Source organism: Vibrio chagasii, from assembly GCA_041879415.1.
Taxonomy (GTDB): Bacteria; Pseudomonadota; Gammaproteobacteria; order Enterobacterales; family Vibrionaceae; genus Vibrio.
Genome location: CP090852.1, coordinates 272,391 through 284,901, shown reverse-complemented (window position 1 = coordinate 284,901; position 12,511 = coordinate 272,391). Strand labels below are relative to the sequence as shown.

Here is a 12,511-nt window from a genome sequence, read left to right as displayed (position 1 = left end):
TTCCTCATAATTTAGAATACAGACCTACGAAGTGCCAGTGCTATCCAGAAAATCGCTCGGCAAACGCTAATTTTGATATAGGGATCAAGAACTCGGACTTTGCTAATAGGTAATGACACATCAATTACCGTACTATTGCCCATCAATAAGATAGTAACTATGTATAAGGGACTTCATTGTTATTAGATCTCGTGATTAAAAGCGTTAATCAGTTTCAAGACGATTGCCTAAAACTTTGTGAACACCATTACCCTACTGTGCACAACCAAGGGATCAGTGAGCATCACATCGGCAAAGCATTTGCACGCCGAATGGAGCACACCTTCGTTAGCTTTAATCATGCAAGTAACATCAGTCCTTTAGAGATGCTTTCTTCTGGAGATAACCCACGACACTTTCGAATCTCTTCTGAGATCGGGACCGTTTGGATGATAAGCCATCATATGGTCAGCGCGGGAAAGACCTGTCGTAAAAAATTGATGTTAGATATTCATAACTGGCAACAGGAGTATGGATTTGCAATTCAACCCAATGACCTTCTAATTATCGTTTCTGACCATTGGATTAGCCGCAGCAAGAATAGTGGAGAGTTACTGCACTGGTGGATGGGCGAGTTGCCTGATGAGATAAACGAATACAGCCAGCAAGGTATTACACTTAGAGAGAGCGATGCTCAATTCGCTGCTGACCTAAACAATAACTTTAGGATTAGCCCCTGTTTTATAAAATTCGGCCATCCCTTAAAACGTTCAGGTAATCAGCAATTAGTCCGCAAGTACCTTCAGCTTTATGCGGTACTTCAGTGGCAATAAAAATATCGGTCAACTTTTCTCTTTGTACTTAAAATACAAATTCTAGACCTTCATCCCAATATTTTACAAAAATCTATTTTCCATGCGTTCATTATTTATCCAAAAGTTAACTTAGGTTAAATAATTACAACTTGGTGTTTTGAGTGTATTTTGAGTGTATTTTGAGAAGTAGATATCATTTTTATGCAAAGATCAAAGCTGTTCGATTTTACAACTTTGACATTCACCCATAATCTGGTCCTTTAACCCTACTTTTCTCTTGTGTATAGCCCGTATTGCCTTAAATTGGTGCATCATGATATGGACAATGTTACTCAGCTCATTAATTCATAAAAACTATTAATTGCGGTTAATGATAAGTAACTTTAATGACTAATATCAATTATCATGCTGATTTTTCGTTAATTATATTTATTTATACATTGATCCGGCAAATAAGTTTTTATTAATTGACAATTTACTTACACCTGTCAATATTGTGACAGCCGTGACTTTTATGTCCGTCAATGAATTACCCCCTTACTAGCGAATATGATTTTATCAGACAGAAGTGAATTTATTAGCTGTATATCAGTAGATGCCGATATGCAGTTTATTGCTAAATATAAAGACCTCACTCTAAGAAGCGTCTATCAACCTATATTTGACCGTTCTATGTGTCAGATAGGTGTAGAGGCTTTGGTGCGAATCTCTAATAGTAATGGCGAAAGTGTTCGCCCTGACCACTTCTTTCATTCAGACGAAACCTCTAATGCGGATAAAATAAACGTTGAAAGGTTGAGTCGCGCAATTCATATCCGTAACTTTGCTCAATCGACTGTCCGTCACCTTCAACTCTTTTTGAATGTTCTGCCAAATGTAGGCGAACTATTTGCCGCAGAAAAAGTAAGCGAAAGCTTATTGGCTAAAAGACTGCACGAATTAAACCTATCCTGTGACCAAATCGTCATGGAACTCGTTGAACTAAGCGTCGATAGTGAAGAAAAGCTCAAATTGGCAGCAACCTCCCTTGCAGACAACGGCTTCCAAATCGCTGTCGATGACTTCGGCACTCAAGCATCTACAGAAAGCCGCGTTTTACACATTGCTCCACACATCATTAAAGTCGACCGCTCCGTCATGCTTAAGTTTGAGGACGGCGATACATCCGATATGGAACTTGCTATCTCTCTTGCTGAGTCGATTAATGCTAAAACGGTGATTGAAGGAATTGAAACTCAGCAGCAGTTAGAACGTATGCAGGAACTAGGATTTGATATGTTCCAGGGCTACCACTTAGCGATGCCACAATCGATTGAACTCGACTTACAACTTGCCATGTAATTCCCCTCCTCCTTTTTTCACTCTACTCAATACTGATTGAGCCCCAATACCACTTAATGCTCGACTTTGGCTCCGGTTTGCTCTCGCCTGAGCATTTTAAATTCAATTAGACACAAAAAAAGCCCAGTCAAAATTGACCGGGCTGGCTTAAAAGAATCTTTTTTATATCAATCCCTAATAACCCGCAGTGGACGGTTTGATTCTATATAGGATAGCAAACATCACCGGTACTACTATTAGTGTTAGTACTGTAGCAAAGCCTAAGCCTGCCATGATGGTTATCGCCATCGAGCCAAAAAATGCATCGAATACCAAGGGGATCATGCCCAAGATTGTCGTAAGTGCAGCCATAGATACCGGACGTACGCGACTAATCGCACTATCAACAACCGCTAAATATGGATCTTTACCTGTCGCAAGTTCACTGTTGATTTGGTCAAGCAATACGATACCGTTCTTAAGAATCATGCCGCTCAGGCTTAATAAACCTAAGAACGCCGTGAAGCTAAATGGCATATTAGTACCCAACAGACCAATTGAAACACCAATGATAGATAGTGGAACCGTAAACCAAATCACCAGAGGCTTACGAACCGAATTAAACAGAAGCATCGTGATGATAAACATCAATAAGTAACCCATTGGTAATGAACCAAATAGAGACTCTTGTGCGTCTTTAGAGCTTTCGTATTCACCACCCCAACTAATGCTGTAGCCTTCAGGCAGATCTAACGCTTCTACCTTAGGTTTCACACGGGCAAACAAACTTGCCGGTGTTTCATCACCCAGCACATCATGGTCAGCAAGAACCGTCAGCGTACGTTTTCTGTCACGTCTTTGAATCAAAGGTTCAGACCATTGAAGTTCTACGCCATCAATCACTTGTTCAACCGGTATGTAAGTTTGTAGCGATGGGCTCCAAATCTTCACATTGTTAAGTGATTCGAAGTCAAAACGCTCTTCTTCTGGTAAACGCGCCACAATAGGTAACATATGAGTACCATCGCGAAGTAAACCTATGTTGTAACCACCAAACGCCATCTGTAACGTCTCAGACAAGTCAGTTTTTGAAATGCCTAGGCGACGAGCCTTAGATTCGTTGAACAGCGGTACCAGTTCTTTAGTGCGTTCACGCCAATCGTGACGAACATTTCGAGAGCCTGGGTCGGCTAACAAGATGTCTTCCACTTGTACTGCGATATTACGAAGTATTTGTGGGTCCGCACCGCTAATACGAGCCTCGATTTTTGACGCTGGCGATGGGCCAAACTCAATCAATTTGAACTGGAATGTTGGCTGTTCAAATGTCTTGGCTAGGTCTTTGTCTAACGCCTCTAATGTCTGAAACATGGTGTCGCGGTCAGTCGTTCTTACTTGTAACTGAGCGTACGCTTCATAGCTTTTCTCTGGTTGGTAAGTTAGAGCGAAACGCTGCATACCCTGTCCAACCGTTGTCGTAACGAACTCAACGTTGTCTTGCTTACGAATGTAACTTTCTACTTTTTCCGTCTGTTTGATGGTCTCACGAACATCAGTGCCTTCTGGCATCCACATATCAACGTAGAACATTGGTGTGTTTGATGGCGGGAAGAACTGTTGCTTCACCATACCGAACCCAACGATCGAAGCGGCAAGTAACGCAACCATGCTCACAACGGTTAACCATCGGAAACGAAGTGCAAACTTAAGAGAAGCACCGAACACTACGAACAGAATACCTTTGTAAGGGTCTTCGTTTTCGTCGACTTTATCCTCTTCTTTAAGCATCATTTCAGCAAGGAACGGCGTTAATGTCAGTGCAGTAACCCAGCTCAAGAACAATGAGAAACACAGTACCCAGAATAGAGAGCCCATGAATTCGCCGGTCGCGTCTTTTGACAAACCGATTGGAGCAAAGGCTGTGATAGCAATAATGGTTGCGCCGAGCAGCGGCCATTGAGTTTGTTTTACAATATCTTTTGCTGCTTGCAGCTTTGTTTTGCCTTTTTTCAAGCCAACCAAGATGCCTTCAACCACTACAATTGCGTTATCCACTAGCATTCCGAGTGCTATAATCAATGCACCCAGTGAAATACGGTGTAGCTCTACGTTGTTGTAGTCCATCAAGATGAAGGTGCCAAATACCGTCAACAGGAGAACCAAACCAATGATCAAACCACTACGCAAACCCATTGCAAACAGCAGCACGATGATTACGATCGCAACCGCTTCAACCAGACTAATCAAGAAATCCGCTACTGACTTATCGACTTCTTGCGCTTGGTTGTAGAAATAGTTCAGCTCTACACCTGCGGGTTTTATGCTTTCTAAGCGTTCAAGTTCAGCGTCCAACGCTTTACCAATCTCAACCACGTTTACGCCAGATGAGAAAGCAATACCTAAGTTGATTGCAGGTTTACCGTTATACGTTAATACATTCCCCGGCTTTTCTTGAATACCACGAGTTACTTCAGCAACGTCTTTTAAACGAATCAGATTGCCCGTGTCACGACCGTGAATAATCAGATTTTCCAATTCTTCAACTGTGCTCAATGTACCGTTTGGCTTGATAGCTAGACTCTGCCCATTGAGCATTACCTCACCAGCAGAAACCACACTGTTTTGCTGTGCTAATAGTGACGTAACCGTCGACATATCAAGGTTTAATGCGGCTAAACGCTCTAATGACATTTCAACGAACAGTTGCTCTTGTTGGTCGCCCGCAATACTTACTTTACCAACGCCATCGACCAATTCGATTTCACGCGTTAGATAATCGGCGTACTGTTTTAGTTCGACGTAGTCATAACCGTCACCTGTCAACATGATCATTACACCGAACACGTCACCAAAATCGTCGATGATCTGAACAGAATTTACACCACTTGGTAGTGTTGGTTGTAGATCGTTGATCTTACGGCGCATTTCATCCCAGATTTGAGGCAGTTCGTCTGGACCATAGTCCATCTTCATACTAACCATAATTTGGGACATACCGTTCGATGATGTCGAGGTAATCTTGTCGATGTACGGAAGCTGCCTTATCTCTTTTTCTAGCGGGTAAGTCAGCTCCTCTTCAACTTCCATAGACGTAGCGCCAGGGTAAGTTGAAATAATCATTGCATCTTTGATCGTAAAAGCTGGGTCTTCTAAACGGGATAGATTGCCAAAAGACGTGACACCGCCAATGGCCAAAATGACTAGAAACAGCCAGCTAATTACTTTGTTCTTTATTGAATATTCTGCGATGTTCATTCTGCTTTTCCTGACAATTGGATTCCGTCACGGAGTTTTCTTAGATTCGAATTTACGAGTACGTCACCTTGTTCAACGCCATGCGAAATAAGTGCGCCTTGACCGCTGATTTTGTCGACTTCGACTTCACTCTTGAATGCTTGGCCATCTTCCATTTTCCAAACGTAAAACTGGTTCGCTTCTGCGCCCGCTTCAAGTGTTGTCATTGGCAATTGGTAACCTTGTACATCGCTAAGACCAGCCTTGGCCATATCGACATTAACTGTCGCGCTTGTTCCTGGCAGAATTTCGCTTTCAGGCTGTTGCATCTGCATCCAAAACTCGTAAGTGCGAGATTGTGGGTGCAGTTCACTGGTATGTTCCAAATACGTCAGCGGGTATTCCCCAGTGTGCCCACCAAATGTCGCCTTCGGACGATAGCTATTCGAACGCATGTCAGGACTAATAGACGCTAAAATCGAATCCGACACCTGTATACGTACATACACTTTGTCGTTTTGGTACAAGCTTAATAACGTTTCACCCGGTGTCGCGTTTTCAAAACGTTGTTTGTCTACGGTAGAAACAGTACCGGAAAAAGGTGCAAGCAGCTTGGTGTAACTGAGTTTACGCTCCGCCGATGCCAAGTTCGCAGAAGCGAGTTTGTAGTTAGCTGTTAGCTGATCGTGCTCAGATTGCGATAGCATCTCGCTGCTAAACATTTCGTTACCGCGAGCAAGTTGCTTACTGGCAAGTTCAAACTGTGATTTAGCGTCTGTCAGCTCCTGGATGTAGGTTGCATTGTCCAACGTTGCGAGCAGCTGCCCTTTTTCTACAACGTCACCGGCTTCTACTGTCACTTGTTGAATCTCACCTGCAAGCTTGAATGACAATGGAGTCAGTTCTGCGGGCATTACCTGACCATTAAAACTTCTGAATTGATCTGTCAGTGGCGCACCAACTTCAAAAGTAGAAACCAGTAACGAAGGTTGTTCACGGTGTTCGATTTCACTATTGCAAGCTTGAAGCAGCAATGCAGATGCAACGACTACCGATAATTTAGAAAGGTTCATTAAATACCACCCTCGCGTAACCAAGCTTTTACTTGTTGTCCTTCAGATAAAACGTCAACACCCGCTTCAACGATTAATTCACCAGACGTTAGGCCATCAATCACATTGCCTTGCTTATTCAGAGTGACTTGTACCTTAGAAATCAATTGTGAATCTGGGTTGTAACGCCATAACTCACCATGGTCCGCGTCTTTTCTTAACCAAGCTGAATCAACAATGCCAATGCCCGATTCTGATCTGTTTTTCTGCACTTCAACTTGCGCTGTCATACCCGACAGTAGATTGATGCCGTCAGGTTTTTCGATAGATACAACCGCTTGATAACTGTTGGTATCTTCGTCTGGTTGAGTAGAAATTTCTTTAAAGCGTGTAGGAATGCGAACACCACGGTGGCTATCCATTACTACCCACATATTTGAACCGACGAAATCTTGAATCGAGCGGTCTTCAAGTTTTGAAACTGGAATAGAGAACGTCACATCCATTTCGCCATTATTCAAAATATTGAGAACAGGTTGTTTCTCCGCAATCAACTGATATTGCTTACCAAACACCATGGACACCACGCCATCAAAAGGAGCAACTAATGTTGTGTAACCAAGGTTTGTTTTCGCTTGGTCCAACTCAACTTCAGCAGCAGTAAAAGTGTTGACGGCTTGGTCGTAGTAATCGGTACTCACAAGTTTCTTCGAGTACAACTCTGACGCCTGTTTGTATTGGCTATTGGCTAAGTCGAATTTAGCTTGTGCTGCATCGACTGCAATTCGGTAATCCGTTGCGTCTAATACAGCTAAAACTTGGCCTTTTTTAACTTCTTCTCCCATACGTACGTCGAACACTTCAATATCGCCCCCCACTTGGAACGACAATGCCGCACGGTCAGTGGCATCGACTTTCGCAATAAAACTATCAAGCTCGATATCGGTTTGCTGAGGGATCTCAAACAGCTTTACCGGCTTTACAACTTGAACATTTTCTTCTGACTGAACCTTGTTACATCCGCTCAGCGAACCGGCGAGTAACAGTGCAGCGGCCACCGCTCCTAACTGCTTACTCGCTTTGGCTTGAATAGACACCTTGGATTGCATCTTGCGTCTCCATTTAATTATTATGATTTATTACACAGGTGTGCAGTATATTGAAAAATTTCAGATCCACAAGCTTTACTTTCCACCTGTGCAGTATTTTTTATTTGAGTAAAAACAGTGTAGAATGTGGTAATCAGATAAATGTGTGAATTGAAGATGACTGAAAAGAAACAAGGTAGAAGAAGCGCAAAAGACGCGGAAGAAACTCGATTTCAAATAATGACTGTGGCTGCAGAGATGTTCTGTGACTCTGGTTACGAGCGCGTTTCATTACGTAATATCAGTGAGAAAGCGGGTGTGTCTCATAGCCTTATTCGCCACCATTTCGGTAGTAAAGAGAAGATATGGCATGCAATAAGTGATTGTTTGCACGCATATTTCCAGTCTTACATCAGTAAAATTATGCAAGAACTACCGAAAGACGTCGCACCGAATATCGCTATCTATTTGTTTTCTATGCGTCTGTTTACCAACATGATCCATTCACGCAGGCCAATGCAACTTCTGTCAGATTCTGTACGTCAAGAAGACAACTTGGTCGATTATTTTATCGACAACGTGGGTGACCTCGAATACGAGATCAACATGCTTGCTGACCAGTACAACAAAGAAAACCCAGCCAGAACTATTAATATCTTCGAAATTAAGTGGCAAATGATCATGTTTGCTAATGGTGCAGTCTGCCTTACTCCCTTCATGGAGAGCACTTGGAACGAAGGTGATATGGAAGCAACGGCAGAAGAAGCGCTAATGAAGCACTGGCAGATGTTCAATAAACAAATGATCAACCAATTTGGCATTGATGATGAGTGGGTACTAAACCCTAGCACTCTAGAAGAGCTCATTTATGATGTGCCGTGTGTTTGGAAATGTAGCCACGACCACAAATAGTTATGCTTTATGTAAGGTTGACGAGTAACTAACTCGAAGGCGATCCAGACTTTACTGATTTGATGTGCTTAACCTTAAAACTGAAAACGCGCCGTTACATAGTTTATGTAACGGCGCGTTTTCATTAGAGTGAAGTGATCGTACTCATATTTATCGGCGGGCTTTACCACGGTTTTGGTGAATCTTAAGCTTTGCTTTCATCTTACGCTTTTCTGACGAGCGGCTCTTGCTACGCCCACCTCGGTCAGGAGAAACATCTTGTTCTAAGCTAGGTTCAAAACCTTTTAGCCACTCTTGCGGCAAACGAGTATCAAGTAAGCGTTCAATTGCGCCAAGTAAGTACTCTTCGTCATGGCTCATAAGAGAGATTGCTAAACCACTGTTACCAGCACGGCCTGTACGACCAATACGGTGAACATAGTCCTCAGCTTTGTAAGGCATATCATAGTTCACCACTTGCTCGAGCTGCTGAATATCAATACCACGAGCTGCAACATCAGTTGCGATCAGTGCTCGAACTTTACCTGATTTAAAATCATCGAGAGCTTTTTGACGTGCACCTTGGCTTTTATCACCGTTGATTGACGCCGCTTTGATCCCGTCTAGCTTAAGCTCTTTAACCAACGCATCAGTGCCCTGCTTAGTCTTGGTGAAAACCAATACTTGTTGCCAATTGTTTGAGCCAATTAAGTACGCCAGTAGTTCGCTTTTGCGCTTTTTATCGACTGGGTAAACCATCTGCTTAACTGTCTCAGCAGTGCTGTTCGTAGGTGTGACTTGGATTTCACTCGGTGATTGCATCATACGATGTGCAATCGCCTTAATCTTGTTGTCAAACGTTGCTGAGAAGAACAGAGTTTGACGAACCTCGTTCATACGCGAAAGAATACGTTTGATGTCGGGCATGAAGCCCATATCTAGCATGCGGTCAGCTTCATCAAGTACCAATACTTCTGTTTGGCTTAACATGATGTTTTTAGTAAACATATGGTCAATCAAACGACCTGGTGTCGCGACTAAAATGTCAGCGCCTTGACGAAGGTTATCAGTTTGAACCTTCATACTTACACCACCGTAGGCTACGACCACTTTAAGATCGGTACCTTTTGCATAACTGGATACGTTATCAAACACCTGTTGCGCAAGCTCACGGGTTGGCACTAAAACCAAGGCGCGAACCAGCTTAGGATTTGGAATTACATTATCCTTAGTGGCAAGTAATCTTTGAATAATTGGCAAGCCAAAAGCCGCCGTTTTACCCGTCCCCGTTTGAGCACCAGCCAGTACATCTTTGCCTTCTAAAACCAAAGGAATCGCTTGTCCTTGAACACTGGTTGGAGCCGTGAAGTTCAGCTCTTCTAGCGTAGCAAGTAGATGATCAGACAATCCTAATTGATTAAAAGATTTAGTAGATTCAGACATAGTAAGATGCTCAAAGATTAAATAGGCGCGGATTGTAGCAAACCTGCATTACGCTGTTTACCTTTCCTTTTGATTTTTCTTCAATTGAAGCGTATTAAACTCACTCGCTTCTTTTAAAACCATAGGATAAAGCTCATTAAAGTGACACTGCAACGTATCATAATGGTTTTCCAAATCAGCGTAGCACGCTTTTAGCATGCCAAGCTTTGGCCTTCTCAACGCTATTCGCTGTAACACCATTTCAATGGACTCCATATCCTGGTAACTCTCCAACCAGCGTTGTTCTGCCATTTTCTGATGAATGACCACAAAGCTTTCCGGCCAATGAGGTTCTTGATGATCAAATATTTGTTGATGGCTATCGAGACAAAAACGCTCTAGTGATTGCTTAGAAAAATTGGCCCACTGATTGGCTAAACAGTGATCCCAGAATACATCGAGTGCGATAGGTGCAAAGCGTTTCGTTTGATTTGAAAAGAGTGATTTAGCAGAGCGAGAAACATCGTGCCTGTCTGTATAGCTGTCTACAAATCGATGAAGTCGAATGCCATCGGAAAGCGAATCTGAATAGTGTTTATTTGGGTCGCCTTTCACAAAATCACCTAACAAGTTTCCTGCTAGGTTGCTGTTACAGTAACTGGCGATATGAAGGTGTGCGAGAAAGTTCATTGAACCTCATTAAAGTGTCGAGAACTAAGTAACATGGTAAACGTACTTGTTTATCTTCGCGAACTTTAATGAGGATAGCTTTTAGTATGACGAGTGAGCGAATCAGATTTGCTCAGTATAAGAATTGAAATGAAACGTTAGTTAGAAGATGGAAAAAGTTCTTCAGCTAACTGTTTAACTGTCTGTTCGTAGTCAGATAAATCAATGCCAATTTCCATAGCATCTAACAACTCTAGACTTTCGTCATTTAAAGATTGGTCACTCATAGTGCCCCCTCTATTCCTTGATGTGGACGTTATGTCCAATTAACCAGTGCACCATCTTGGACTTATATTATGTCACTTTGATGAACGCACTCTACTCTACCCATTCCATATTTATAGCTTGAAGCTACTCGCGATCATTAACGGTTATCTACGTTAAAGGGGTATACGCGAACGACATATGTACTGCCACCATACATTAAGTACAATAAATTACTCTAATTATTTTGAAGCCGATCATGGTCAAACGTTTGCTCACCTCATTTTTTGCACCTCAACAACATCAACGTAAACATTAATTTACAGTGGATATTTTAAATTACATTAACCGTTGCAATTGGAATTAAACTCAATCAGAATACTCCAAAATCGAGATATTCTTTGGGTTTATGCGCTTAAGCTAGAAGAATTACAATTAAAACACACCCTAACGTAAAGAATTATATACAATGAATAAATCAAAGGTTTTTGGTAGTACTTTGATCATTGCTGGCACAACAATTGGTGCCGGCATGCTCGCTCTTCCTCTTGCTTCTGCAGGTATTGGCTTTTCAACTTCACTTTTCTTGATGCTTGGTTTATGGGCACTAATGGCATTTACAGCGTTATTAATGGTGGAGTTACACCAATTCGTTGAATCTGATGCCACCCTACACACTTTGGCTCACACCATTTTAGGAACAAAAGGAAAGTGGATTGCGAGCTTCGCAGTTATGTTTCTATTTTACGCACTGTGCGCCGCTTACATCGCAGGCGGTGGTGCGCAGTTTAATCAACGAATTGCCGACATCGCAGGAATTAAGCTCAATGGCCAAGTGACGACTTTGCTGTTTACATTGTTGGTGGCTGGTGTTGTAACTATTGGTACGCACAGTGTTGATAAGGTTAACCGTGTATTATTTGGGCTAAAACTGGTCGCTATGGTTTTGGTTCTGAGCTTCTTAGCACCTAACATTACTTCTCAATACCTATTGAGCATGCCACTACAGCAAGGTCTGATTGTTGCGGCAATTCCAGTCGTGTTCACCTCTTTCGGCTTCCACGGCAGTATCCCTTCTATCGTAAGATACCTTGATGGTGATGTACGCTCACTACGCAAAGTAATGATTGTAGGTTCTGCACTACCTTTAATTATCTACATTTTTTGGCAAGGCGTTACTTTAGGTGTTGTGAGCCAAGAGCAGTTGCTTTCTGACACAAGCTTGGGTGCACTTTTGGTATCGCTGTCGCAAACTGTGCATCAGTCAAATCTAAGTGTGATCGTTGGTGTGTTTGCCGATCTCGCTCTTCTTACGTCTTTTATCGGTGTTAGCTTAGGTCTGTTCGAATTTATGGGCGACTCATTAAGCAATAAACTAGGTAGTGCAAAACGCGTAAAGACTGCCGTTATTACTTTCTTACCACCGCTGGGCTTTGCGCTATTTTACCCACAAGGCTTCATCATGGCTTTGGGTTACGCAGCCATCGCACTTTCTGTATTAGCCATTCTTTTACCTACTGTCATGGTCTACAAAGTACGCTACACAGACTTCACCATCGCGACTAACGGCTCACAATCTAATTACCAAGTTTTGGGCGGGAGCAAAGCACTGTTCTTAGCGGGTGGCGTTGGTGTATTTATCATTGCAATTCAAATCCTTATATCTGTAGGGTTATTACCGTCACTCGGTTAATAAAGCAATTCACTAATGATATAGTCGATCAATCTCTCATTTATGGAATGTCTATATCATTAGTTTTCACAATTACTCGGCTTG

At 42.4% G+C, this 12,511-nt stretch carries 9 protein-coding genes; 4 read left to right on the top strand and 5 right to left on the bottom strand.

Features of this window, described 5'->3' with window-relative positions; all coding sequences use genetic code 11:
- Positions 1-176: 176 nt before the first annotated feature.
- Together L0991_15250 and L0991_15245 are read left to right on the top strand one after the other, a co-directional pair.
- Positions 177-812, top strand: a complete 636-nt coding sequence (locus tag L0991_15250) for a hypothetical protein (protein XGB64907.1) — start codon at positions 177-179, stop codon at positions 810-812.
- A 585-nt stretch (positions 813-1,397) separates the two neighbouring features.
- Positions 1,398-2,135 carry an EAL domain-containing protein gene (locus L0991_15245; GenBank protein ID XGB64906.1) on the top strand — a complete coding sequence of 246 codons (738 nt, stop codon included), beginning with the start codon at positions 1,398-1,400 and terminating at the stop codon, positions 2,133-2,135.
- A 174-nt stretch (positions 2,136-2,309) separates the two neighbouring features.
- On the opposite strand, the gene L0991_15240 is transcribed toward L0991_15245, so the two are convergent.
- Genes L0991_15240 through L0991_15230 form a run of 3 tightly spaced genes read right to left on the bottom strand, consistent with a single transcriptional unit; the run spans position 2,310 to position 7,509 of the window.
- Entirely contained in the window at positions 2,310-5,369 is a 3,060-nt protein-coding gene (locus L0991_15240; GenBank protein XGB64905.1) for an efflux RND transporter permease subunit, read from the bottom strand.
- The gene (locus tag L0991_15235; GenBank protein XGB64904.1) at positions 5,366-6,421 is read right to left on the bottom strand and encodes an efflux RND transporter periplasmic adaptor subunit; all 1,056 of its coding nucleotides are present in this window, start codon (positions 6,419-6,421) and stop codon (positions 5,366-5,368) included. Before L0991_15235 ends, L0991_15240 begins: the two co-directional genes overlap by 4 nt.
- On the bottom strand, positions 6,421-7,509 hold the full coding sequence (locus L0991_15230; GenBank protein XGB64903.1) for an efflux RND transporter periplasmic adaptor subunit: 1,089 nt from the start codon (positions 7,507-7,509) through the stop codon (positions 6,421-6,423). The genes L0991_15235 and L0991_15230 overlap by 1 nt, the downstream gene beginning before the upstream one ends.
- Positions 7,510-7,659: 150 nt before the next feature.
- Between L0991_15230 and L0991_15225 the strand changes: the two genes are divergently transcribed.
- Positions 7,660-8,400, top strand: coding sequence for a TetR/AcrR family transcriptional regulator (locus tag L0991_15225; protein XGB65453.1), 741 nt, complete (start codon positions 7,660-7,662; stop codon positions 8,398-8,400).
- Positions 8,401-8,550: 150 nt separating this feature from the next.
- Here the strand turns inward: L0991_15225 and L0991_15220 are convergent, their stop codons facing one another.
- Together L0991_15220 and L0991_15215 are read right to left on the bottom strand one after the other, a co-directional pair.
- Entirely contained in the window at positions 8,551-9,822 is a 1,272-nt protein-coding gene (locus L0991_15220; protein XGB64902.1) for a DEAD/DEAH box helicase, read from the bottom strand.
- A 57-nt stretch (positions 9,823-9,879) separates the two neighbouring features.
- Positions 9,880-10,491: an ACP phosphodiesterase gene (locus L0991_15215; protein ID XGB64901.1), complete on the bottom strand. Its 612-nt coding sequence runs from the start codon at positions 10,489-10,491 to the stop codon at positions 9,880-9,882.
- A gap of 712 nt (positions 10,492-11,203) precedes the next feature.
- On the opposite strand from L0991_15215, the gene L0991_15210 reads away from it, so the two are divergent.
- Positions 11,204-12,427, top strand: coding sequence for an aromatic amino acid transporter (locus tag L0991_15210; protein XGB64900.1), 1,224 nt, complete (start codon positions 11,204-11,206; stop codon positions 12,425-12,427).
- Positions 12,428-12,511: the final 84 nt, after the last annotated feature.

Bases quoted from the DNA above. Each gene is read 5' to 3' on its own strand.
- L0991_15230 (XGB64903.1), bottom strand. From the start codon at position 7,509: ATGCAATCCAAGGTGTCTATTCAAGCCAAAGCGAGTAAGCAGTTAGGA.
- L0991_15215 (XGB64901.1), bottom strand. From the start codon at position 10,491: ATGAACTTTCTCGCACACCTTCATATCGCCAGTTACTGTAACAGCAAC.
- L0991_15245 (XGB64906.1), top strand. From the start codon at position 1,398: ATGCAGTTTATTGCTAAATATAAAGACCTCACTCTAAGAAGCGTCTAT.
- L0991_15210 (XGB64900.1), top strand. From the start codon at position 11,204: ATGAATAAATCAAAGGTTTTTGGTAGTACTTTGATCATTGCTGGCACA.
- L0991_15220 (XGB64902.1), bottom strand. From the start codon at position 9,822: ATGTCTGAATCTACTAAATCTTTTAATCAATTAGGATTGTCTGATCAT.
- L0991_15240 (XGB64905.1), bottom strand. From the start codon at position 5,369: ATGAACATCGCAGAATATTCAATAAAGAACAAAGTAATTAGCTGGCTG.
- L0991_15235 (XGB64904.1), bottom strand. From the start codon at position 6,421: ATGAACCTTTCTAAATTATCGGTAGTCGTTGCATCTGCATTGCTGCTT.